The organism is Mesorhizobium sp. B2-6-4, assembly GCF_006441495.1.
Classification (GTDB): Bacteria; Pseudomonadota; Alphaproteobacteria; order Rhizobiales; family Rhizobiaceae; genus Mesorhizobium.
On record NZ_VFUE01000004.1, the window covers coordinates 58122 to 83145 of the forward strand.

Genomic DNA, 25024 nt, shown 5'->3' on the forward strand with positions numbered 1-25024 from the left:
ACCGTGCCGAACATGCTTAAAAACTTGATTCAATCTTTATTGGTAATTTCTCGTTCATAACTAGACCTGGTTTGTCCGTCGGCCGTTGCCTTCGGTCTGTTGTGTTTGAGTACAGGTCCAGATGCGGTTACCAGGCGCCGTCAGTTTCGTGATCGCAACGCTGTGCCTTGCCGGCTGCTCATCGACATCCGGCATGGACGCGCTGGACATCCAGAAGCCGTCGAACGAGATCACCAGTTCGGTGGTGCGACCAAGCGCGCCGATCGCATCCGCCCCAGTGACCAAGGCCGAACGGAGAATGGCAGCCGAACGGAGGGTGGCGGACGCCACACCGGCGGACGAGAATGTCCGGCCCTATGGCCTGGCGGAGGAAGAGACGGTGGCGTTTCCGGCGCCCGACCTGCCGGACAGCGTCGAGCCGCCGGTCGTCGAGCCGGCGGCGCTGGTATCGCCGCCGAAGCTCTTGTCGCGGGCAGCACCGCCGATGCTGGCCGGGCCTGTCACACGCTACGGCTTTCGCGATGCCAAGCCGATCAATTTCGGCCGCTCCTCGCCCCGCCACCTTGCCGTGCATGGCGTCGACGTGTCGCGCTGGCAAGGCAACGTCAACTGGGAGAAGCTGCGCGCCCAAGGCGCCAACTTCGCCTACATCAAGGCGACCGACGGCGGCGACCATCTCGATCCGATGTTCACCAGGAATTGGCGCAACGCCGACGCCGCAGGGCTGAAGCGCGGCGCCTATCACTTCTTCTACTGGTGCCGCACCGCCGGCGAGCAGGCCGACTGGTTCATCCGCAACGTGCCCAGGGTCGAGGGCGCCCTGCCGCCGGTGATCGATGTCGAATGGAACGGCGAATCCAGCTGCAAGCGGCGCCCGTCGCGCGAGAAGGTGCTGGAGAAGATGCAGGTGTTCATGGACAAGCTTGAACGCCACTACGGCCAGCGGCCCATCATCTACACCGCGCCCGATTTCTACCGCGACAATCTTCGGGGCGAATTCCTCGACTATTCATTCTGGCTGCGCGCCGTGGCGCAGCACCCCTCAAAGGTCTATCCCGGCCGCAAATGGCTGTTCTGGCAATATTCCGGCTCCGGCCTATCGCATGGCGTCACCGGCCGCATCGACCTCAACGTCTTCCACGGCGACGAGCGCCAATGGCGCGCCTGGGCCGGCGGCCGGCAGACGGTGGCCGACGCGGATTGAAACGCGCGCCGATCGTTCACCCCTTCCTGGTGCCTTTTTAATCTACTTGCTCCGGCCAGTTGCTCCTCGCTCGCAAGAAGGTCTTTAAGCGCCGTGTTGAGCAGTGCCTGGATATCGACTATGCCTCTACATATTCCGCAAAGCTGACGCCTTCGGCACGTCCAGCCCGTCGGCTTGCAAACCCTCGATGTGGAAGGGTATTGCGGTGTGAATCTCGTTTTTCACCTCAGATACGCTCGTACCCGTCGCGATGCAGCCGGGCAAATCCGGCACATAAGCTGAGAAATTATCGCCTGCTTTTTCAATCGCTACGGCGTAGCGCATACAGTCCTCGTTCAAAGCTGCCTAAAAGTTTCATGCTGTTCCTGGCGCTGCTCACCCTTTGCCACATCAAGGGGCGAAGGCGAGCAGCACCAAGAACTACTGCAGCACCAAGGCTATTAATGGCGTTTCCGGCTAGCTTCTTCGTCAGTAATTAGTCTCGCCCGAATTGACTGCCACCTGTCCGCGATCTCTTGGCAGGAAGCTGCCAGCAGCTTCCTGCGTTGGTTGAAGCTACCGGGTGCAGCGAAAGTCTTTTGGGCAAACACATCAACCACAAAACAAAGTTCGGCGCGTGGTTCTCCGGCATCCCCGAAACATTTCTCCGCGTACCAATGGAGAAGCGCTCCATGCAGCGCCGAAGTTTCTGTCGACAATGGTAGTGTTTTGGAGAGATAAGGTTTGATCAAGCCGAAGCCAAATTCCCTCCTTCCTGCCTGTGGTATCTTGACCGAGTTTGTCGGTCGAACGCTAATAGAGACACCGGCAAGAAGGAATTTTGGCTGGCTATCGGAAACGCCGGTTAATTTGGCAGCAGTAGGTAGCTTGGCCAAGCTCATAGTACGGCAAAGTTCGATAGCATCGTGAGCTGTGAGAAGCCTTTGTTCATCGTGCGAGGTGGCAGGTTGGCGCGACAACAAGGCCCTGTCGAGCTGGAACAGTCGGCTGTCATCCTGCCCGTGAGTTTCAATGAAATGCATCATTGCACGTTCAATCTCGTTGTAGCGGGTGTCGAGGAGGAAGTTCTTAGGTCTGATGATGTCTTCAATGATCGCAGTTCGCCGAGTGGAGCGAGCGAAACAATACTCAACCAATTTACTAGCGCTAATTCTGGGTTCAATTTTCATAACGAAAAAGCCCTTTCCGGGAGCCGTTAAAGTCACACTAGCTGCCGATGCCTTCTCGACTCTTAGATCAGAATCTCCATATAGTAACCTTGTCATAGGAGATGGGATTCTGATCTCGTCGCCCCGCGTGGGCTTCGGCTTATTCGCGGCACCAAAGGCCGATCCGGAAGGATTGGCCTTTGGTGTTTCGGGGATGTCACATAAAGACTTCCTTATACGATGTACCCTTTTTGTTCCCTTTGCCATTTCGGCCCGATCGTACGATCGGGCCAAAATGCTGCGTTTTACTAGCGCTTGGTGCGAGACGCAAAGTTGTATCCAAGCCCCTTCGGATCTAATTGAAATTGCAGGCTTATTTTTTAGGAAAATATTCCACACCCAAAGTTAGGTACCTGGCACACCCAAAGTTGTATCCTGAAGTGCCTATCGAGGGTTCACGTGGTCGTTTTCGGCTTTCAAAACCAGCGTCGGCGCCTCTCTAGCCCTTGTAAAAGTTTTCCGGCTCCTCCTGGGCCTCCCCAGGCGGCTCAAAGTAATGCCAGAGGGCAAGTTTGGGTGCAGGAAGCATTGATGATGCCTGCCTAAGATTTTTGCGGGCTGCGGCGGCATCTTCGGCACCTGTGGCGAGGTTCCACCGCTCAGGCTTCTTCCTCACCGCTAAACGTCGTCACGTCTTGGCCTGGGACTAAGCCAGAAAGAATCGTGGCACCGATTGACGCCAGCAAGCCGGCGCCTGACCCTTCCTTCAACAGGAGCATAAAGGTGACGGCGATGGAAAACGAGAAGCGGTATTTCTGCAGGTTGACCGAGGATGAGAAGCTTTTCGTCCTCGACGGGCTCGAACGATCCGGCAGCGTCAGGATGATGGCCAACGTCCTAAAAGGTAACTTCTCGGACTTGGCCACCTCGGCGTCGGAAGATGTCAGGGCGAAGTATGCGCGATGGCAGGAAGTCACAAAGAAGTGGCTGGCCATCGAGGCGGAATGGGGCGAGGGCGCCCTCCTGAAGCTCGACGATCCGGTGTTCGTGGACTTGCGTTCGAAAGGGCAGTTGAATCCGGATATCATCCGCAACGCGGAGGCATATGCCGCAGCTCACTCTTCCTTGCCGGAATTCAGCAGTCCGAGTGTCTCGTAGGCTACATCCAAATCACCATCAACGGTGTGTCGCTTCTTCGTCTTTGCCGGAATCACGACGTAGGCATAATGCCCTCCGTCTTTCCACTGCTCGACGATTTCGCCATCGTCACTGCTGTCAACCGGACGTTCTTCGATCTCCGGGTCAATGTCGTCGGGGTGTTCCACAGACAAAGTCTCGTTCCTTCTTTGGCTTCGGCTCAGGCAGTTTTCGAATCCTTGCCGTTCTGCTGGTTAGTGCGATCCGGCTACAGTCGGCAGTCAAGGATTCACCGCCTGATGTCAAGCATTGCTGCCAGAAGGACCGGTCGACGTCTCCGTGATGAGCGCCGCTACGCCTGGGACCAACGGGCAGCCACCGCGTGAAGCAGCCGCAGGGGAGGGCTGTTTCCGGATAGCCGTGTCAGAAGCGAGGGGAGGGCGAGTAACCTTGCTCTGTCTCGTGGGCAAACCTGTCTAGGAGAGCCTGTTTTCGCTTCTCGTTAGCCACCTTGTCTGCTTCGGTTGGCCTGATCGGACGTGTTAAGTCGGCGTCGTTATAGCGCTGACCATTCTTGAAGGGTGACCCTGGCGGAGCGGATACGACCTTGTAGATCAGGAACGGGAGAAGTGTTTCGCCGCAGAGCCGCCTGATGTCCTCTGGAAGGATCAGTTCGTCTCGCGCCCGTACGAACACGACCCCTTCGTTTTCCGAGGAGGGCTCGGGCAGTCGCTGGATGACAAGGTCCAGTTCGTCGGCTGGAATGCCGACGTTGACCGTGTAGAAGGTCCGGGAGTTCTGGACGTGCAGCTCCCAGAAGGGCGGAATACCCACGTCGTGATGCGGTAGGCGCCGGAAGTGGACAACATAGTTCGGGCAGCGCCGGAGCCCCTCGTCGCCGACTAACTCCGGGGTGAGGTCTCGGCCCTCAGGGAAGTTCGGGTTCTTTCTACGTCGCATGCTCTCCCCCCAATCTGCTAGGGAGGATCGGAGTAGATTAAGCAAGGATCAAACGCCCAACTTGCCCCACATTGGGTGCAAATGAAGACAGCGCTCTTCTCCTGGAAAACTGCACTCACACGCTTAACGTCGTGCGCGAAGGTCTTCCTTTAACAAGATGCCGATGGGGTCTCCGGTCGCTGTTCCGTCGGATGTCACGAGCATTGCCGTGGGCTTGCTTTTCGACGGGACATTTCTCTCGAAGAACTTGGCACCGGCTTCCGAAACCGTCATGCCTGAAGTGACGGCGATTGTGCGGTGACGTGGCGCCGAACGCTCGAGCATCTCCGACAATGGTGCGTCCAGGTCGACGATTCCTTGATCTGCCCAACTCGCCACCCATCGCGTGATGTCGGCGTGCCCGAAGAGGGCAATCTCGCCGTTCTGCCTCACGATGCCCCAAGTGTCTGAGTTTGAAAGCGGCCCAAGAATCTCCTTGATCGCGACTGATGGATCTGTCGCTTCCAACACTGGATGCAGCATGCGGTCGATGGGGTGGTCGCCCGGCGCCTTCCAGGTTCCTGGCATCTGCTTGAACACACTTTGGAAGGTGGAGAAGTGCTGAAGCCAGGTTTTCGTTGTCGTGCACCGGAGCCCCGTGAGTTTCAGTATCTCGGCATGGATGTCCTGGAGGTCGGCGAGCTGGAAGATCGGTTCATGGTGGGCGACCCGATTCCGAAAGTCCTTGATCCGCATGACGCCGCTCCAGATTGAGCGGCGAGTGACCTTGGAATCATTTGAAAAAACGGTATGAACGGTACTATGCCACTCTGATTCAAACTGAGGACCCAGCAGGCGAGCCCAGAATTCAAAGGACATGTTCGCGATCACGTCGTTGGTAGTTATGCGTCCGTAGGATGCGATGTCCTGCGCGTCTGGGATTGCCCTAAGCTGCGTGACCTCCCGCCGAGGCAGCGTTTTGGAGAGGAGCTGCCGCTTGCTTTTGTTAAGAAGTTCCCTGATTCCGGGGTCGGACTTTTCAAGCCGGTCAATGGTTGGTTGATCGAATGCCCACTCCTCAGGAGCGCCTCCCAGGTGTAGGTGCTCGACCACCGCGTTTCTGAGGGTGACCTCGAGAACCTGGAGCGGGTACTGAAAAGCCTTTGCTAAGCGGGCATTCCAGAGGTACCACTGCATCGTAAAGTGGAACTGGTGTCCGCTTCGGTTCAGATATTTCCCCAGCCGAGGCTCAGTGAGCGATTTCCGGATCGCGGCCTCTTGAGGGTGGGCATAGTCGAATGCGGATTGACTTTCAGCCATCGGTCCTACATTATCCTTTTAATTGCGTATCCCTGCCGCCTCTGTCCGTGACTAGCGGTTATGCGCTGTGGTGAGCACTAGGAAACCCTCGGACCTGACGACGCGTCGGCCGGGGGTTCTGCTTTTCTAGAGAGGAGTGCAGAAGTAGCCCTCCGCGCTTCCCCATTTTCCTTCCTAGTCATTTTCAGAACGGATGCTTTGTAGTAGATCCAAGCGCTCGCGCTTTGGGCCTCAAAACACTCGACCGACTGCCTGGTATAGAAGAATGCCCCGACCGTTTCCGGGAGCAGCGTCGGCATGATTCCGGCCAACCGGAGAAGGGTGCGGACCTGCTTGTGGTGCAAGCAAGTTTTCTGGCAGAGTTCGCCGAGCGAAACGAAGCGCGCCCTGAACGTTTCCGCGCTCTCTAGTGAAACGACCGGGATCATCCGCCTCGCGTCAGGGCTGAATTCCTCAACCAGCGTCAGATAGCCGGATGCGATCAACGCGTTCACGACGGTATCATGCGTCCCTGGAAGAAAAGCTTCGGTCTCCTCCTTGGTAAGGTTTGTGCGCGTTTCGCGCGAGCGCACGATCCGCGTCATCTCGTCGGCGTCCAGCAGCAGTGCCATGTAGTCCGTCCTGCCAACAAGCCTGCCTTTCCAACTCAACTTCCCCGTGAAGACCATGTTGAGAAGATCTGGAATGCTGCAGGAGGACGCACGCCGAGCGCCGACAACATCGACCTGGCGCTCGGTTGGCTCCGAGATTTCGCTGGCGCCGTCGAAAAGGCGGAGCCGAAGCTGCTCGACCGCTTCTTTTGAGAAGCGCCGCTTCGCATTCCTTCGAGAGCCTGTGCCTGCCAATGCGGAAAGGTACCCGCCAGCGACCAACGCCTTCAGGTGAAGGCGTGGAACGCCGAGAAGCTTCTCGACCTCCGGAGCGGTGATCGCATCCTTGAGCTCCGAAACGACTCGATGGACCTCGCCGGACTTGACGAGGATGCGATGGTCCATGACCCCGGATCGCTCTCCCGCGTCGTCGACGCCCATCCGTTTGAAAAGCCGACGGATGGTGAGGGCATGCACGCCGGAGTCACGGGCCGCGGTGCGAACCGTGTGGACCTTGCGGTCGCCCGCTGGTTCTCCGAGCACGTGGGTCCCCGGTTCGATTGGCATGGTTTCCAGGGCGAAGTGGCGCACGACGTCACGCAGCTTGGCGTAGGCCGGATCGTCCACCGTCTTTTGGAGCAGCCCATATGCATAGCCGTAGGTGTCGCGCGGACCCCAGAAACCACGCATCGAAGACTGCGCATCGTTGAGCCTTCCGAGAAACGTGCGAAGAGATTCCTCACCGGCGCTGGCGATGCGGAATCCTTCGTCGGAAGCCGCGGCCCAGTCGGAGGCAATGAACTGCGCGACCTTGACCTTCGGCTCATGCAGCGAGGAAACGCCAAGGGCCTCGCAGAATGGTGCCGCCACGTACAGCGGTAGGTCATCGAGCCAGTTCTCCGGCGACCGCACTCCGCGGAGCCGATCCTGAAGCCATGCCTGGAAAGGGGATGCACCCGAGGCAGCGGCCGCATCCGCCACTTGCGAAAGGCTCGGCACCAACGTGCGAATCGTGTCGCTGAAATCGAAAGGAGCGAAGGGTGTACGGATCGGCTTCGTCGCCGTCAGATAGATCTCGTGGCGGCTACAGGAACGAAAATGAGAGAGGGTCCATTCAAGCCGGAGCCATGGCCTGCTGAACAATGGACCATCGTAGCGGTCCATATCTTCTCGCACGCAGTGGGCGCAGAACCGGAAATACGTCCGGTTGATCGCAAGCCGGACGAACGTCTCGTCAGCTACCTCGTAGAGCTTCCCACTCTTGGGGACCGGCGTGTACTTCAGCAGCTTTTCAGGGTCTGCGCGCCCAAGCGTTGCAATGGCACGTACGGCAGACGCAATGCCTTTATCGAGACTCCGTTGTTGGATGCACATGTCGCGCAAGAGATCCCTGAGCGAACGGCCGTTCAAAGCGGCGAGGCGGGACGCGAATCCCGCTGCCGGCTCCTGCTCCTCGAGCTGATAGGCAAACGCAAGCGGCTCCAGCGCCCGCCCGTTGGTCCTCACGATCAGTACTCCTCGATCATGAACAGACCAGGCTCCAAACGAATCCAGTCATCCACGAGGAAGGGGTTCATTTCGTCATGTCCCCGGGCCTGCGAATGCTCGATATAGGCGAGCGCGAAATGGTCGCGCGTCAGAGCCGCAGCGTTTTTCGACGCCGCCTGCTCAATCGCGGCGAGAATCACCTGAGCGATGCGTCCGTACCGATATCTGGCCGCATGCGCGACTCGGTCCGGGAGATCGCTTTCCAAAACCTTGCCGGAGTTCAGCCCGGCCGCTTCGCACATAGCGGCCACGATATTGAGGATGAGAATGCGCTCTTCCGGAAGAATGACATCCGGAAGGGGAAGGTGCCGTGCGCGCCGCTCGATCTGCTCGTCAAGCTTGGCGAGAGATGTGATGCTCGGCATCCCGGACATGACGAAGCTGACAGGCCAGGGCTTGTAGTTCATTACGCCCTTCAGCGCCTTTCTGACGGAGTCTCGCTCCCTGTCGGATTCGGTAAGTTTCAGCAGGTGCTGCGTCTCGTCAATGTGAATGAGCAGGACTTTTCGCAGATGCAACTGCTCGGGAAGGATGTCCCACACTTCGCCCTGTTCGTACTTGCGGGTGATCTTGTACCCAGCTTTTTGCAGGATATTCAGACCTAGGAACTTGAGGGTAGAAGGCCCCATCAGCGTGAGAGAGATCACGGGCTCGATGGTACCGTATGATTTCTGGATCGGGGCTAGCGTGGGGTTTTCCTCAAGCATCCGATCCACCAAAGTGGTCTTTCCCGCGCCGCTTTCGCCGGTTACGAACAGGATTCGGCCGTCATCGCGCCGAAGGTTTTTCTTAGCCAGCATCATCGTCACGAAGCGGGATAGGACGCCTTTGGCGACGTCGTCCCGTCCACAGCGCACGTACACACTTTTCGCGCGTTCCAGCACGTCCTTGACGCGCTTCTCTTTCTCGCTGAGGCGGTCCTCGATCGTATCGAGGAAGTCGTCGTCGGACATGGCATCGGTCCAGCCCGTCGGGAGCGTACCCTCGGCACGCTCGTGATCTGCGCGGAGTCCTTGATCGGCAAGTTGACGCGTCATTCGTCTTCTCCATCATAGAGGTTCATGCTTCCGCCGAATGGCGTCGGCTTCGGTGAACTTTCTTCGAGGGGCGATTCCGGAGACGGGAGGGACTTCTGCCCGGTATCGACACGGCGTCGCGTCGAGAGCGCGACGACTGTACCCAAACCGTCGCCCTCGGGTTCCTCGGCCGCATGTTCAACAGACCCAAGTCCTGCCCTACCGGAGAACACGATCCGAGCCTCGATCAGGTCCATCGTCTTTTCCGTGATTTCGTGGGTCGCGATGGCGGCCCTCTTGCGGACGTTTTCGGCCAGATCAAGAAAGTGCCGATGGGCATCGATGCGGATTGTTCGGCCCGCTTGCTGTTCGGCCTTAACGAACTCGCGCACTGCTCGCTTCGCCAGGAGCGTTTCAGCGAGCGTCTTCCCGTTGCCTGTGCCATCCACGCTGGGAACCGTGAGGAAGGCATGGTCTTCGGGGACTTCTTTGATCCGCCCCCTGAACTGCTTGGGAATCCGGACGAATACGTAGCCGAGGTCCTCAGGCTCGACGATGACGTCGACCTTCTTCTGACCCAAGAGAGCGTAGAGGCGGGCGAGTTCCAGCGAGTTGTATGAAATCCCTAGGAATTCGACGCCGTGCTTGCTGATGCTGCGGTCTTTGCGCCGCAGCCCGAAGGCAACGGCCAGCTGCTGCTCGGAAGGGGCAGGCGGCAGGCCAGCCTTTTCAAGCTCCATCCATTTGCCGTACGGCGTCCGGCCCTCGAGGCCACGGTGGGGGCGGAGATGGTAGTAGTCGACAATGAATACGATGACGGTCTTGTAGAATTCTCCGACCGTCAGCGCCGCGAGCTGTTCCGCCGGATAGTCTCCCCGTTCGACAACGTTCGCGAACGCCCGTCCGGCGAAGTAGCGGCAGAGGCGCTTCATGTAGCGGAAAAAGGCTTCGACCGTGCCGCGCATGCGGGGGTCTTGCTCCGGGATCACACGACTGACGTTGGCGCGCATCGCTGCGTCATCGAATTCTCTGCCGTACGCCGGTCCTCCGTCAGTCGCCACGTAGGTGGGGCGGCCATGCATATGCCAAGAGGCCTGCGCTCCCGCCGCAGCCGCTAATTCGGTCTTGTCGACCATTACTGACCTGAGCGCGGGCTTCGTCGTGGCAGTCGAGGGGCTGTTGATGGAGAGGTTGAAGCCGACGATGCATCGAGACGCGCAGCAGATGCCTGCCGTAAACGCCATCCGGACGCGGGGCACGAGCTTTCGTTGCTCGGGCGTCAAGGCCTTCCAGATTGCGGAGCGCTCGATGAGCGTATGGAGGTCGACTTCCCAGTCGTCCATCTCGACCCGGCCCAACGCCGTCGTGATCGAGAGTCCCTTACCGACCGGAGTGTACTTCCGAAGAGCGTAGTCGCTGTCCTCGCGGCCGGCGTCGACCATGAAGGGGTCAAGCGCATGAATCCTGCGGCGAACGGCGTTGGGGCTGGCGTAGACGTGCTGGTGCTGCGGCAGCGTTTTGTTAATTTCGTAGAGGGCCAGCTCAACGTTCTCACAGATGTCCGCCATCTTGGGTTGGAGGATGCTAGCGAACTTTTGGACTTCGACCGCGATCACTGCCGCAACACGCTGATCGAGCTGGCTGCGGTTTCCGCAGTTCGAATACCGCGGACGGAAGCTGTCCATGCGGCAGTTCCCGGCGATGAACTTCGCAAGCCATTTCTTTAACGCGGGAGGACTTGGGTAATCGAACGCCTTCCGCACCTCGCCAGGGAGTCGCCGGCCCGGCCGCCGCCGCTCTCCGAATGTGTCGAGATACCAGCGATCCATGCGGTCCGCGTTCTCCTCAATGAAACGCGCGCAGTCGTCAACTGTGCGGCGCGGGCGCCAGTGCAGTTCGACATTCACCGCGGCGTCCAGAAAACGAACGCACCATTCCTTCTTCCAGGCGACCGTCCTCAGATCCTCTTCCGAAAGGTCGCTGAGGTCGGAGTCGTCGAACCGCACCCGTAGGATGCCGAGGGCCTTCGAATAGTAGCCTTCGTCGATACGGATTCGCTTCGAGCGGATCAGCCCGTTGATCTCCTTGTCCGTCTTCACGACAAAGAAGTCCTCGGCGATCAAGTCGCCAGTGACTGGCTGCAACACGTGCGAGTCCTTGACCTTACGTTCGACCCTGAAGGACTGCCCGTCGATGACTAGCCTGTCGTGGCGGCCGAACAAGTGAGATCTTTCGTGGCTCCCCGCCAACGCCGCTGGATTCATCATGTTCACGTACCCCCCCACTCTCTTGTTTTCCTTCGGCTTTATGGGGTTCCCGTAAGGATTGAATTAACGGCGTCCTTCCCGTACTGCGCGATTGACGAGGACGGCGTTATCGGCCAACCGGACGTTTGTTGGAACCTTCAGGAGTCCTTTCTGAATCAGGGCCACGGTAGCGCGCCGTCCGCGTTCGCCCAGGCCTGTTTCGCGGACGACGTCGGAGAGCAGGACTCGCGCCGGAAGCCTGTACAGGGCGGCGGTCACGATCGCCTGGCCCTCGAAGTCAAAGTCGGACGCGTACGCCAGGATGTCCTTGGCGTTCTCGATCTGCGTCAGCGTCAGGTCCTTCTCGGTCAGGATCCGGAACTCGTCGGCGAACCGATCGCCCTGTTGCTCAGAAATACGCCGAAGTGTCTCTAGAAGGTCGTCATCCACGTCCTCCTCATACTTGACCGCGTAGGCGACCCTGCATGAGGCCTGTCGCTGGACGAAGTCGAAATAGTGTTTTCGCTTCTTGCCGTGTTGGATGTACTCCGCCTTCTGCTGTTCACGGATCTCCAAGGTTTCGGTAAGGGTGAGGAGGACTACAAGTGCGGACTCTTCCAGATCGCTTTCGAACCAGATGCTCCTGCGACGGAACGGATCGACCACGGCGCCGACCTTGGAGCCGCGCTTCCTTGGCCGCGGCACCCGGTTGGCTACGCTGTCCTCGACGTCTACCGCAGGGGCATCCCGGCCCCATTCACGTGGAGCGGCATCGGTATAGACCAGCCCCCGGACGAGCTACGGATTTCGGCCACCTGATGATTGGCGAGCGCGTCAGAACGGAAGCTGAACCCGTGGACGGACGTCTTCAAAGCTTCGGCGAGCAGGAGGTTGTGGCAGCGCATATTCGTTTCCCTTGCGACAACTGCAGCGCACCGCCGACAGGCGATGAAATGCATCGATAGGCCGAGCAGGAGACGGGAAGGTTTCGGACAGCAGGCGGGAACGAAGCCAACCTTTCGGTCGCGGACTCGTCCAAACGTGCCGTCGCGGGTAACCGCCACGTCATCCATCGATCAGGGAAGGGTCAAAGAGCCGGGTTTGATTCCCCGGCGGCACATACCGGGGCTTCAGCCCTGAGCTTCGCGGACTTCCCGCACAGCTATCGATATGCACATCATTGTCATTCTCGTTCAGTCCTCTGTGCCCGACGTTCGTCGGGGAATGCGGCATTAACGCGGAAGGTCCTGCGATATAATGAACAGGACTGGTAAAATTGTTCAGATCTGAAAAACTCGATCGCTCTGCTACGCGGACGGCTGACTGCAAACAGTTCTCGCGCAGGGAGCTTGGAATGCGCATGGAAGCAAGGGTGTTCATTCGTCAGGATGGTAAAACGGATGCAGGAGGCGTTTCGGGCCCGGTGCCGTGATGGAGCTTCACGAAGACAGCGTCGGCAATTGCTTTGGAAACACGACCTTCGAAAGATTGCGGGTGAAGTGCCCAAATCGGCTGGCTGACATCGTCAAGGGCGGTATGCTTGTCCGCTTCGAACCAGCCGCCGGTTCGTTATCGAGCAGGCTTCTACATGCCCTGTGACAACTTGGAGCCGATACGCTACCACCTCAGAACGACACGGGGGTTCTATGGCTTCGTTTTCCCAAGAACAGCTGCAGGCCATTGCGGATGCGCTCGCGGATACTTCGGAGGGATTGAGAGGCCCTGAGATTGGTCACCTGCTGACGAGCTGTCATATCAAGGATACTGATCCCGCCATCACGAAGAGACATCGTCTCTACAACGCTTTCGCCCGTGAGCAGAATACGCGCCGCGATCGCACTCGCATCATGGGGTCCATTCGTAAGGCCATGAAGCCGGCGCGGTTCGCACGCGAACCTGAACGCTTCGAACCGATGCGTGCGAACGTCAACCGGGCGCTCGCGTTCACGGGGCTTTCGGTCGCCGCCTCTGGCGAGCTGTCGAAGGCAGAAAAGGTCGAGACGCTCGGGCAAGCAGAGCGGCGGGCGCGGGAGCTGCGCGAAGACCTCGCGTCACGAGGCGTGCATCCGGACGTGATGAAGTTCTGTCGGCAAGAACTGCTGCAGGACAACTATTTCCACGCCGTGCTCGAAGCGGTGAAGAGCATCGCCGCCAAGGTGCGGTCCCGCACCGGGCTCGATGACGACGGCGCCGTGCTCGTCGACAGGGCGTTTTCGGGGACGCCTCCGATGCTGGCGATCAACGCCCTCGCCACCAAGAGCGAGCAAGACGAGCAGAAAGGCTTCGGTAATCTGCTGAAAGGGACGTTCGGGATGTTCCGCAATCCCACCGCACACGAGGCACGGATAAACTGGACGATGTCAAAGGAGGATGCGGAGGACTTGCTGTCGCTTGTCTCGTTGATTCACCGTCGTCTGGACGCTGCCATCATGCCCCCCGCGAGCATGATGTTTCAGGCAATTGCGGCAGTTGACGCCGTCGTTTCTGTTCTATATTTGTTCCCGCCACCATGAAACAGGCATCGCTCCTCATACGCTGATCGCACCCCGACGCTGCACTTCGCAGCGGCCGATCATTCTTGCGTATGCGTAGGAGCGTCCCGTGACCGCCCACCCCGAAATCGAAACCGACCAACTCGCGTCAGTCCGCGCCGATGCCGCGCGTTTTCATTTTCATCCACGTGGAACCGTTCGTTGCGTCGGCGCGCCTCTATTCAGGAGCCAGAGAGCGAGAGACCTTGGATGCCTGCTCGATCTCGATCCGGCGGTGGTCGAATGGTCATGCCTCCCGCTCGTCCTGCATCGACAGGGCGACAGCCACGTTCCGGATTTCCTTGTCGTCTGGGAGGAGGGGACTTCGATCATCGATGCAGTGTCGGAAAGCAGTCGTCTGGAGCCATGGATCGAGGATGCTGCCGCTGAGGCGGGCTATCGATATGATCTCCAATCGACGATCATTGCAGGGCACAGGCTGGCCAATTCCATGGACCTGCTTCGGTACGCACGTTGGCAGTGCCCCCTGGGCGATCGAGTCCGCGTGCTGGCGGCGTTGGACGAACACGGCTCCCTCACCGTCGCCGAATGCCTGACCGCCTTCCATGAAACGGTCCCGATAGCTGGGCTTTCGTCGCTGGTCCTACGACGTTTCGTTGAGATTGATCTGGACGAAGCCAGGATCGGGCCCGAGACAGCCGTTCGCCGCATTCGCGGCTGACCGCGGCTTCCGAACACCATCGCTGCCGCGCCGCCGAGCGCCCGGAACCATCAAGTCAGGACATCCAATGAAACGCATGTCGAAAGCGCTGAGCATCAAGCTCGCCTCGAACGCAACGCGGTTCGCCGCTTATTGCTCGGTAATGCGGGCACTCCGGCATCAACGGGACTTCCTGTCGGGAGGACCGGCCGTGATCGTCCTGATCGCACCGGGGGAAGAGGACGTGGAGATTTACGAGGGCGCGTGCAAATTCCCGGCGCAGGGGGAATCGCTCATCAGCAGAAGCGTGTACGATCGCGAACGGACGCTCGTCATGACAGTCAAACCGGAGGGCCGGAAAAAGTCCGAACGGTTCGACCTCCTTGGGATCACGGGTTCCAACGACCGCATTATCGTCGTCACGCATTCCCGCGACCTTCTCGCGGAAAACGTTGACGCGGTTGCGGATGCCGTGCTGGTGCTTCCGGTCATTCAGCCCCGATATCTGAAGGCGGCCGCCCGTTTCTGTCGCAGACAGATCCTGACGGACGAGGATGCCTCATTCTTGGCGATGGTCCCGCTGCACGTTCTCGGCGCGATCTGGCGCAAGGGCAGGCCGCTAGACAAGGTCCTGCAAGCCGCTCGCGCCACCGTGACCGCTCCGAAGTCGAGGTTGGTACAGGGACCGACACTGGACGATCTCCATGGACTGGGCGCCGCTGCTGACTGGGGGAGGGAGCTTGCCGTCGACTTGAAGGACTGGCGCGCGGGCAAGATCGGGTGGTCGGAAGTCGACAGGGGGATCCTGCTCAGCGGGCAACCGGGGTCGGGCAAGACGATGTTCGCCGCGGCTCTCGCGCGAACCTGTGGAGTCCATCTTGTCTTGGGTTCGCTGGCTCGCTGGCAAGCAATGGGCCACTTGGGAGATCTTTTGAAGGCGATGAGAGGCGCGTTCGCGGAAGGCATCAAGAATGCGCCCTCGATCGTGCTCATTGATGAAATCGACTCCGTTGGGGACAGGCAGACCTTCTCCGGGCACAACGCGCAATATAGCCGCGAGGTCGTCAATGGCCTGCTGGAGTGCCTCGATGGATCCGGTGGCAGGGAAGGCGTCGTCGTGGTCGGGGCGACGAACTTTCCCCATCTGCTGGATGCGGCGCTGACCCGTCCGGGCCGCCTCGACAGGCATGTGAACATTCCGCTGCCGGATATGGCGGGACGACAAGGAATTCTCGGTTGGCACCTAGCCGAGGCGTCGTCGGCACTGGACCTGACTTCCGTCGCCGCTCGCACGGACGGCTGGACAGGGGCAGCCCTGGAACGGCTTGCTCGGCAGGCGCGTCGCCGTGCACGCCGGGCGCGCCGCGACCTCGAAACCGTGGATTTGCTCGCCGAGTTGCCCGGGCTGGTACCTCTCCCTGAAGCTATGCTGTGGCGAAACGCGATCCACGAGGCCGGTCACGTGGTCGTCGGCGTGACGCTGGGCGTCGGCGATTTCAGGAGCGTGGAGATCATCGACACCTTCGACCCCACAGGGGAAACCACACAACGGGGAGGCGGGGCGCTTTTCGACGAGCGGGTCTTTCCTGAGCGGACCAAGGCCGGCTTCCTCGACCGGATTGCCGTCGCGCTTGCAGGCCTAGCAGCCGAGGAGGTTGTGTTCGGTTCGAGGTCTGCTGGAGGAGGGGGAAGGAAAGGGTCCGACCTTCACGTTGCCACGGTGACCGCCCTGCAGGTGGAAGCCGCCTATGGGCTGGGTGCGGGCTTCACGTTCCTGTCGGGGGCAAGCGAGGAGGAACTGCTCGTGACGCTGCACATGAACGGCGGCCTGCAGGCCCGAGTGGAAAACGTCCTTTCAGCGGAATTCCGCCGCGCGAAGGCGCTCGTCGAGGGGATGAGACCTGAGCTTGAAAACATTTCGGCGGCACTGCTTCGTGATCGACGTCTGTCGGCAGAAACGGTCGAGGAGCTAATTTCGCGCCAGCCACGGCTCAAACTGCGCGACGGATGCGGGAGCGAAACTACGGCATCATGAATGCGATTGCCGCGTTCACGATCTGCGACATAGCCGGATTTCCGATGTCACCCGTTTCAGACATCGCCACCTCCAATCGCCCGTCTCCGAAGCCTTTTTCGACTGCTTTCGTTGTGCCTTTTCTGGTCATGCCGATGCCTTCCGACGAGTTTTCGCTGCAAGTTCGTCTGGGCGTGAACCGAAGACGGCAGAGGCATCGGCTTCGACCCCCTTCCACCACGGGTCTCCCGTGCTCGACAGCCTTGCCACGTCCTCCGGCGTGAGCCCCACCAGCGAAGGATTGAAGCCAAGCGCTTCACCATGGGACCGCAGCGCCTCCCGGATTTCTTGGAGCGCGCTTTCCAGCTTTTCGGTAGATGAAACCACAGCGATGTCGAGATCTGTCTGGACGGTCCTCGCCGCTCGCCACGCTGCCGTAAATCCAGGCCGCGAGTACGTTCGGCCGAACTGCGGAGACCACGTCAGCGATTACGTCGCGAATGTTGGAATGCCGGAGCGCCTCCTGCTCAAAGAGGGCTTCCAGTGTTGCCGCCAGTGGATGTTTGTCGTTGAACCGATAGAGGCGGGTCCTGCCCGTCCCCTCTGAAGATACGATGCCGATCCCTTCCAAGGTCCCGAGAGCAGACCAGACGCTTGCCCTTGCAAGCCCACTGCGATCTGCAAGCAGTGGAGATGAAAGCAAGCCGCCATGGCCCGACAGCTCTCGGAGCAGCCTGACGTTTGCGTCGGTGCCGAGAATGATGGTCAGTGGATAGCGCAAGGCGCTTTGAGCGGTCGAGCGTGCCATGACACTGGTTCCTCCTGTTCTGGAACAGACAGCACGGTCAGCGTGGGATATCAAAACGTATGTTTTGTTATCTAAACGAACGTCTTGTTATCTTGCATAACTGTCGCTACGTCGATTCAAGAAAATGATCGTGGCCATCTGGCTCTCGGTGAACAGCATCAAGGGCAAATGGGGCATCTGGGTCACGATTCATGTTCAAATAATGAAAGTTACAGAAACTAGGACCAGCGCAACGTCGCAGGAATGTGCAGAACTCATTATTCGGGCGGGCTGGCACCGGCTGCAGGCAAAGACGGCGCGGCAAGGACTCTACCCATTGTCCTTCAGGTCGAGGCGGACATTCTAGCGATCACGATCGCCAATCCAAATCGCGTTCGAGTGGCCGCCCTCACGCGCTGCAGGTCGAACTGCTCCGCGAGCTTTTCTATGATCTGATCATCGGAAAGCCTTACGCGCAAATACGGCGACGCCAAGCTGGCAAGTTCGGCGAGCGGCGTGTCGGCATGGGATCGGCTTCCATCAGCCGACACCCGGAATGGCACCGGGCGATCCGTCGCCGATCCTTCCGGCCAGAACACGTCCCGTTCCTCCTCACGAGATTGGGGAAAGCGCGGGTCTACGGCGTCGGTCACCATCTTCTGTATGGTTGAGCCTGTCCGCTCCATGCCATGTGCCCTCGCGATCCGGACGGCAAGAATATCGCCGTACATCGGACCCTCCGTCTGAATGACATGCGCAATCAACTGTCGAAGCGTCGGACGATAGCTTTCGTCATAAAAGCGATCGCGATCCGGCGTCAGTTCAGCGACACCGAAATCGGTGACGACGTAGGACCCGGGCACCTGATTGCCGAATGACTTGGAGGTAGCAGCCTTCGCATCACGGGATAGCGCCGGGGAGAAGGGCGAGGGCTGTCTCGACGGCTTCTGCCCGATCTCCGCGCTGATGCGATCTACGGCGCTGCAGATGCGATCCAGATACAGCCTCTTTTCCGAGGCGTCGGTGCCGGACCTCTGGTAGTGAGGGACACGAGTGAACCAGTCGTCGGGATCGGTGATCCTCTGGCGGACGAACGTTTCGATCATGGCTTCGCGAAGGATGGAACGATGGGGCTCCCAATTGGAAGCCGACGGTCGGATGACCTTTTCCCTGAATGCCGTCAAGGCTTCATATGCCTGGTCTACGGTCAAGTTATCGCCCCCCTCAAACAGCTCGAGACCGTCTTCAGTTTCGGCCCGCACGTCGGAAATCGCGTGCTCCGCTATTGAGTCAAACAGAGCCTGTCCATCCATCGCACCTTCGGTTTCTGTGTCTGGCGGCTCAGAGATCACGACGTCAATCGTTGGCAAATAAATGGGGCCAAATCGATAGTCCTCGAACGCTGACATTGGCTTAGTCCGCAGTTCCTCCAGCCGCTTGAGGAGCTTTTCCGTCTGGGCGTCCGGGTTGTCAAACCAATCGGTCGACCAGACCCGAAGGATGTTCCAGCCTAGGCCCCGCAGAACCTCTTCGCGCAATCTGTCGCGGTCACGCGCACTCTTGCTCGAGTGGTACTGAGCTCCGTCGCATTCAATGCCTGCGAGGAACATTTCCGGATGGTCCGGATGTCTTACTCCCAGGTCTATCTTGAATCCCGAAACTCCCACCTGCATGTCTACGGAATGGCCACGAGCGCGAAGACGATTGGCCACCTCGGTTTCAAATTCACTGTCCGCCTCTCCGCCGATCAGCTGAACTGCAGCACGTCCCTCGGATTCGGTGTATTCAAGGTATCGCTTCAAAACATGGACGCCCTCTTTGCTGGTTTCCGTCGGTTTAACGTCTTCGGAGCCAAACGAAGCGAAAAGACCGATGCGGATCCGGGCCCGGGAAAAAAGTACGTTGAGACGACGATGCCCCTGCTTGCTGTTAATCGGGCCGAAGCGCTGCCGCATGACGGACGCGCCTGCCTCCTTGCCGTAGGTCATCGATATGAAGATGAAGTCGCGTTCGTCGCCCTGAACGTTCTCCAAGTTCTTCACGAACAAAGGTTCGCCCTTCTTCCCGGCTTTCTCCCTATACGTCTCGACAAGTTCGTCATCGCCCGACATCCGTCGCAGGGTTTCCTCAATGAGATCTCTCTGGTCCGTGTTGAGCGCGACAATGCCCAAGGTGGGAAGCGAATCCTCATCGCTGTTCGAGAAGTGCCGCATGAACTCTATCGCCTCTTCAGCGACGCGCTCGGCTTCGGCGACATTCCGCCTGGCCTTGTAATCCCCATTGACGCGAAGCATGTCGATAGAGAAAGAGCCAGGTTTTGCGGCAGGGAACGTGACGAGGCTGCCCTCGTAAAAGTTGTCGTTTGAGAACCGGATCAGGCTCTCGCAACGGCTGCGATAATGCCATTTCAGACGCCTGACCTCGCCGAATACCTTCTGGCATCGTTCAAGGATCGACTCGTCATCGATCTCGTCCGCATCTTCGTCATCAGTGGCCGGATTGTCGCTCGATCGTTCAAAAAAGCTCGTCGGCGGAAGCTGTTTCGGGTCGCCGACCACTACGATCTGCCGCGCACGCAACATGGCGCCCAATGCATCCTCCGGCTTCATTTGGGACGCCTCGTCAATGACGAGCAGGTCAAATTCAAATCTGCCTTGCGGGAGAAACTTTGAAAGCGAGAGGGGCGACATCATGAAACATGGCTTCAGAGCCCTGACAGCTTCGCCAGCCCTTCCCATCAGACCGCGAACTGGCGTGAAGCGCTTCTGTTTCGGAAACTCGTTCGCCAGAAGGCTCATTTGCGTCCATGTCTTCACCGATCCGTTGCGGAGGCCGTTCGGCGGCTGCCTTGTGAGCAAACGCGCCCGGACAGTTTCTCGGTCACCAAGGATCTTCTGCCTGTCACGCTCGGCAAACGTCTTTCGCTTCGCATCGAGTTCGTTGCCAGTCCGGTTAGCCAATGACGAAGAGAGACGCCGGGCAGCCTTGGCACGAAGTCGGGAAACGACCGCATCAAATACCGCCGGAAGCCGCGAAGGAGGGACCAGCAGCCCATCTGTCTTGAAAAGGAATTCGACGAGGCCTGCTCCCTCGAGTTCGGCTCGGGAGCTGCGGAGGGAGATGAATTCCGAAAGCTCCTCTCTATGTTCCAGGAGGCTTTCAAGATGCGGGATCATGGACCGCACATCGAAGGCTTCCATGCCACGAACCCCGAATTCGTCAAGACGCTTCGCCGACTGGTTGAGCTGCCCTGTAACGCGGTCATATGACTCCGCCATCCCGCGAAGTCGGTCGCGCCACGCCCGGGCATCCGCGGAGAGAAGTCCTTGAAGGATCAGCCCGGGCAGTCGCGCGGACTTGACCGACCGGACATATCCAATGGCGTCTTTAGTTTGCGCGACCCCGTCGTTGTCAGGCGCCAGCGAGCGCACCGCGACGGCGAATGGGGATCTGTCGACCGCGATCAGCGCTTGCGACAAGCGTGTCCTGGCGGCATCGATCTCGGCAAGGGTCGAGAGCGAAAGCGTGGAAGATGAGAGCCGGTCATCCGGGTCCAGTCCGAGAATGCGTTCGAAAGCCTCCAGATCCTTGGTGCACTGTTCCGCAGCGTGCCCGATCCGGTGCCCGTCAATCAATTCATCGAACCGTGCGCGTCCGGCTCTGTACGAATCTGCCGACCGCGAAAGCTTTGCGAATGCGGAGATAGAACCTACGGTCAATCCGACTATGGCTTTGGCAACGCTGTTTCCGTCGGAAAGCCCCGTGAGCCTATGCTCCACGGCTTCGCGCAGCTTGATCCCTTGATCGATAGCCACGAACGGCGTTGCCATCCCGGCCCAGGCTTTGCCAATCGCGGCTCCTGCGTCGCGATGGGACGCGAACGCCTCGACCGACCGGACATGTTTCGAGATTCGGACAAGCATGTCGACGGAGTTCGGTTCTGCCGGAAGCTGGAGCCGCGCCAACATTGCGCTCGCGGCTTTGACGTCTCCGCGCATCGCACTGAAGAGCCTCCCGATCCCGGTCTTTCGCAATGCAGCGCCGGTTTCGTCAAGTTCCCGTGCGTCCGGCCATTTGGGTTCGGTGAACCCCCTCACCGCTTGGCGAAGTTCCAGCTCTTCGCGAGAAAGTGCATTCCATTGATCAAATAGCTGGCCGAAAAGAGAGGTATCAATTTGGACAGCGCCGACCCATTGCAGATCCTCAGGGTGAGCGCTCTCGGTGATCTCGAGAGCAGCGGCAACAGCGTCGAGAGCGTGAGCGGGGGCGGAGCCTCCCAAGCCTAGCAATTCCATTGCTTGGCCCATCGATTCAAGCGCGTCGAGGAACCCCTTGTTCCGATGGATCGTGCGGTAGGCATGCGCCCGCAGGCCGACGGGGCTAAGCTCGGCAAGGCCTTGAGCCGGCAGCGCTGACACGATCGCCCGGGCCCGATCAAGAGTCGGCGCGTCGAGATCTCCTGCTGACGGCAAGTCGTCGACTGCTCGAACTGCCGAAAGGTACGAGGATTGAAGGGACAACCCATGCTGCAGGCCATCCAGATCGATGGCGGCGATGGTGGCTATCTTCGAAGGGCTCGATGGCTCCGGTATGATCTTGTCGGCGGCCGACACCGCATCTCCATCTTCGTCGGAAAGAATGCCGAGACCCTCGTGGCGATCCATGAATTTCGCCAATTCCGCCGCTGCATCTCGAAGGCTTTGGATCGCCGCAAGAAACTGATCGCGCTCGTACGCCGGCAGGTGCCCCGGAGGGGTCGCACTCCATGGTGACGCCGACGGGTGTCCATAGGAATCATGGAACGCCTGCGCGCTCGCCGCGAAGATCTCTAATTTACCTCTGACGTCCCGCAGGTTGCGTGGGTCGCCTAGCAGATCGTCCGGCATATGGACGTCGTTGAAAAAGTCTCCAAGATCGGCGTTTACCGAACGTCCTCGGATCGACTTCCAAATCAGGTCGAACGGAGTCGCTCCATCTTCGGCTTCGGAGTGCAGATCGTTCAGGTATTCGGAGATCTGGGCCCGTGCGAAGGCCCACGTCGTGTCCTCTTGCGGTGTAGCTGCCCTGGCGGACCTCCCGACGCCGATTTCGTATCTGCGGGCGAGGCTTTGGACTACAGCTTTGGGAGACGATCTGTCGGAGTGCAGCTCCAGGCAGAACTCGCCAACTCCGGACTTGTCGAGCCGCCGTTTGACAACGTCGAGGGCTGCCTGTTTCTCGGCCAGGAAAAGCACGGTCTTCCCAGCAGCCAGGGCATTCGCGATGATGTTCGTGATGGTCTGGGACTTCCCAGTCCCCGGTGGCCCCTGGATCACCAAATTCTTTTGCCGCATCACGTCCACGAGGGCGCTGTGTTGCGAGGCGTCGGCGTCTTGGATCAGGATCGGGGCGGACTTCTCGATCTCCGGATCGTCGATAGGGTAATCTTCGGGAGAATGGAACGAGGGCCCGTCACCATCGGCGCCCTGCTCGAAGCCGCTGAGGAGCGAGCCGACAAGTGGATGTGCGGCAGGGTGGTTCTGCCACTTCTCCGGCTTAGTGTCCTCGTAGATTGCTATGCGGCTGAAGGCGAAATGGCCGAGCACCAGCCAACGCCGAATCCGCCATCTTTTCAATCCCTCGATGCTTGCCTCGACCTTGGCCAGATAGTTCTCGACGGATCCCCCTTCATCGGCGTCGCCGAAATCTGGAAGGTCTCTGCCAAATTTTGTCTCCAGGAATTTCTGAAGGCTGATGTTGGTTTCCGCCGCGCCTTCGCGGGCCGCCACCTCGTAGACGTGCTTTCCTCGCACCTTCTGCCGTTCGATCTTGACAGGGAGAAGGAGGAGGGGCGCGTAGATCGGCTTGTCGGAGGCATCACTGTCATACCATTCGAGGAAGCCGAAAGCCAAAAAGAGCGTGGACAGGCCCGCTTCCTGTTCGGCGAGCCGGGCCTCAGCGGAGATTTTCTCCATTAAGGCCTCGAGTTCGTCAGGATATTTCAACGTCTGGAGAAAGCGGTCGGAGTGCGTCTTCTTCGTGCCCGCCGGTTGAAGCTCGGGATTGGGGTCTATGCCGAGCGAACGCGCGTGTTCGTTGCGATTGACGTCCGCGCGCTTTGGTCGCGGGGGGAGTCCAAGTTGGGCACGCACGCGATCGCGAAGGGTTCTGTCGAGCCGCTCGACAGTCATTTCGTCATCGGTTGCGCTGGCGACCAAATTATCCAGCGCGGTCAGGTAATCGATGTCGGAAACCTTTGCGTGTTCCAACGCGTCAACAAACTCTTCGGTCTTTTCTTCTGGCGGAAGGCCCTCCGGCTCATCGAGATGGGCAATCCTGAACGAACCATCGTCGTCGACGAGTTTCGAGTACGCTTCCTCAAGAACCTCATCGACGATTTGCAGCTGGCGTTTTGAACGGGCGCTGATCGCGTAATTCAGCATCCGATTTTTCTTGGTCAAATCCAGAAGCTTTAGTCGGAGCTGCTCGTAGATATTGCCAAGCCAGTCCAATTCGCCGCGATCAAGCATCCCAAACCTGTCGTTCATTTCCGCCTGACGGACGACGTCCACCCCGGATACGTTGGTATCACACATGCGATTGGGAAGTGACCCCGGATTCCTCGTTTCACACTGCGAAGATGCTAGATCAGTTCCGGTGAGCTGCAATTGCGTTTGCATGGCGTCGCGCCAATCCGGCGTCCGACCGGACTTTGCTCGTCCGGCCACTTTACGGGCTGCTGCCACATTTCTCTGGAGTTGCCCGGCTCGATGCGTCGAGCGGTGCTCTAGTTCTCGCCACAACAGCTCGAGCGTAGGTCCATCGGATCGCATCTCTTTGAAAATGCGTTCGAGTTCATCGATTCTTTTCGATTGGTAGGGTCGGGAGGGCATTATTCATAGAAATTCAGTGTTGCAACCAAGCCTTTCTCAGAATTGCTTCCTGCTGGCAAGCGCACCTTTTACCTGGCCCGATTATTGGTCGTTAGGACGCCCGTTTCCTATGGCGCCGCGTTCGTCCCATAGTGGGACGGCACCTTGCAAAGCACGGGGTGCAAGGCCCTTATCATCCAAATACTAGGTGCAGCACAATCAATCAGCTGATCGCCGACGGCATTGCAAGCTTCAAGGATTTCCTCGCAGTCGTCCGGCACCTATAGAACGGGATCAGTTCGCAATTATGTCACCGATCTACTTAGTCGATAGGAATTAGGAGTGAGCGACGACGTACATCAGGAGATTCCCGAGCCAGCGCCCCAAAACGCGTTCAAATCTCTCAGAGAGGTGTCCCTCGCGGAGGTTTCTATCAGTTTTGACTAAACTTTAGATTTCAATTTTGGATTCGGTGTATATGGTGATCCTCGGGTGCTCGCTCGCCGGGGGGAAGTATTGACCAGTCGTTGTTCTGGACTAGGACATTTGCGCAGCCGCGTTTGTTCCCGATTTTGCGGGGAGGAACTGCGCATCTCGTGGCTTTCACCTTGAAACCGGGTGACGAGCGGAGCGCGATCGAGCGGCTGTCGCAGCTCAACCTCAGCTCTGTCCCACACAAGCCGGGCGCAGCGCGGCGGGGACAGCATAGGAAACACCACGGCTGTGTTGCCGCGACCTTCCGCGTGCGCGACGATTGCCCGGCATCGCTGCGTCGCGGTGTTTTCGCCGAGGCTCGCGACTATTCCGCGCTCGTGCGCTTCTCCAATGGTCGTGTTCAGGACGACCGTGATGCCGATGCGCACGGTATGGCGATCAAGCTGCTTGATGTTCCAGGTCGCAAACTCAATCCGGGTCACGAGGAGGATCTCGCGCAAGATTTCATTCTTGTCGACAGCGAGACCTTTTTCACTGGCGACCCTGGGGACTACGAGTTGGTGAATCGTGCAACGATAGCAAACTCGACGATGGAGC

General features: G+C 59.1%; 18 protein-coding genes. 5 read left to right on the top strand and 13 right to left on the bottom strand.

The genetic code is table 11. The features are described 5' to 3' along the window. The first annotated feature begins 121 nt into the window (after positions 1-121). Entirely contained in the window at positions 122-1204 is a 1083-nt protein-coding gene (locus FJ426_RS06885; RefSeq protein ID WP_140561004.1) for a GH25 family lysozyme, read from the top strand. A 126-nt stretch (positions 1205-1330) separates the two neighbouring features. Here FJ426_RS06885 and FJ426_RS06890 read toward each other — a convergent pair whose 3' ends face one another. Together FJ426_RS06890 and FJ426_RS06895 are read right to left on the bottom strand one after the other, a co-directional pair. Further along, positions 1331-1528, bottom strand: coding sequence for a type II toxin-antitoxin system HicB family antitoxin (locus tag FJ426_RS06890; RefSeq protein WP_140561005.1), 198 nt, complete (start codon positions 1526-1528; stop codon positions 1331-1333). Positions 1529-1644: 116 nt separating this feature from the next. After that, entirely contained in the window at positions 1645-2373 is a 729-nt protein-coding gene (locus FJ426_RS06895; RefSeq protein WP_140561006.1) for a hypothetical protein, read from the bottom strand. A gap of 762 nt (positions 2374-3135) precedes the next feature. On the opposite strand from FJ426_RS06895, the gene FJ426_RS06900 reads away from it, so the two are divergent. Next, complete coding sequence (locus FJ426_RS06900; protein ID WP_140824843.1) at positions 3136-3510, top strand: hypothetical protein; 375 nt, start codon at positions 3136-3138, stop codon at positions 3508-3510. Here the strand turns inward: FJ426_RS06900 and FJ426_RS06905 are convergent. The 7 genes from FJ426_RS06905 to FJ426_RS06935 all read right to left on the bottom strand — a co-directional run bounded on the left by FJ426_RS06905 (position 3468) and on the right by FJ426_RS06935 (position 11814). After that, complete coding sequence (locus FJ426_RS06905) at positions 3468-3683, bottom strand: hypothetical protein (RefSeq protein ID WP_140824847.1); 216 nt, start codon at positions 3681-3683, stop codon at positions 3468-3470. The genes FJ426_RS06900 and FJ426_RS06905 overlap by 43 nt on opposite strands. Positions 3684-3912: 229 nt before the next feature. Further along, entirely contained in the window at positions 3913-4449 is a 537-nt protein-coding gene (locus FJ426_RS06910; protein ID WP_140824851.1) for a hypothetical protein, read from the bottom strand. A gap of 123 nt (positions 4450-4572) precedes the next feature. Beyond that, a complete protein-coding gene (locus FJ426_RS06915; protein WP_140824853.1) occupies positions 4573-5748 on the bottom strand; it encodes an Abi family protein in 1176 nt (391 codons plus the stop codon). A 77-nt stretch (positions 5749-5825) separates the two neighbouring features. Continuing rightward, on the bottom strand, positions 5826-7844 hold the full coding sequence (locus FJ426_RS06920; RefSeq protein ID WP_181176920.1) for a TniQ family protein: 2019 nt from the start codon (positions 7842-7844) through the stop codon (positions 5826-5828). 2 nt (positions 7845-7846) lie between these two features. After that, positions 7847-8923 (bottom strand): ATP-binding protein, encoded by a 1077-nt coding sequence (locus FJ426_RS06925; protein WP_140824856.1) that lies wholly within the window; start codon positions 8921-8923, stop codon positions 7847-7849. Further along, on the bottom strand, positions 8920-11169 hold the full coding sequence (locus tag FJ426_RS06930; protein WP_246675512.1) for a Mu transposase C-terminal domain-containing protein: 2250 nt from the start codon (positions 11167-11169) through the stop codon (positions 8920-8922). The genes FJ426_RS06925 and FJ426_RS06930 overlap by 4 nt, the downstream gene beginning before the upstream one ends. 63 nt (positions 11170-11232) lie before the next feature. Then, the gene (locus FJ426_RS06935; RefSeq protein ID WP_140824858.1) at positions 11233-11814 is read right to left on the bottom strand and encodes a hypothetical protein; all 582 of its coding nucleotides are present in this window, start codon (positions 11812-11814) and stop codon (positions 11233-11235) included. A gap of 980 nt (positions 11815-12794) precedes the next feature. On the opposite strand from FJ426_RS06935, the gene FJ426_RS06940 reads away from it, so the two are divergent. From FJ426_RS06940 to FJ426_RS06950, 3 genes are all read left to right on the top strand, one after another. Then, positions 12795-13661 (top strand): TIGR02391 family protein, encoded by an 867-nt coding sequence (locus FJ426_RS06940; RefSeq protein WP_246675497.1) that lies wholly within the window; start codon positions 12795-12797, stop codon positions 13659-13661. Between the two features lie 88 nt (positions 13662-13749). Continuing rightward, complete coding sequence (locus tag FJ426_RS06945; RefSeq protein WP_246675498.1) at positions 13750-14361, top strand: hypothetical protein; 612 nt, start codon at positions 13750-13752, stop codon at positions 14359-14361. Positions 14362-14428: 67 nt separating this feature from the next. Next, on the top strand, positions 14429-16375 hold the full coding sequence (locus tag FJ426_RS06950) for an AAA family ATPase (RefSeq protein ID WP_140824860.1): 1947 nt from the start codon (positions 14429-14431) through the stop codon (positions 16373-16375). On the opposite strand, the gene FJ426_RS31260 is transcribed toward FJ426_RS06950, so the two are convergent. From FJ426_RS31260 to FJ426_RS06965, 4 genes are all read right to left on the bottom strand, one after another. Continuing rightward, positions 16362-16505: a hypothetical protein gene (locus FJ426_RS31260; RefSeq protein ID WP_181176921.1), complete on the bottom strand. Its 144-nt coding sequence runs from the start codon at positions 16503-16505 to the stop codon at positions 16362-16364. The genes FJ426_RS06950 and FJ426_RS31260 overlap by 14 nt on opposite strands. A 165-nt stretch (positions 16506-16670) precedes the next feature. Continuing rightward, positions 16671-17162 (bottom strand): winged helix-turn-helix domain-containing protein, encoded by a 492-nt coding sequence (locus FJ426_RS31265; protein ID WP_181176922.1) that lies wholly within the window; start codon positions 17160-17162, stop codon positions 16671-16673. A gap of 323 nt (positions 17163-17485) precedes the next feature. Next, positions 17486-23668, bottom strand: coding sequence for a DUF3320 domain-containing protein (locus FJ426_RS06960; protein WP_181176923.1), 6183 nt, complete (start codon positions 23666-23668; stop codon positions 17486-17488). Positions 23669-24435: 767 nt separating this feature from the next. Continuing rightward, positions 24436-24927 carry a hypothetical protein gene (locus FJ426_RS06965; RefSeq protein ID WP_140824865.1) on the bottom strand — a complete coding sequence of 164 codons (492 nt, stop codon included), beginning with the start codon at positions 24925-24927 and terminating at the stop codon, positions 24436-24438. Between the last annotated feature and the right edge of the window lie 97 nt (positions 24928-25024).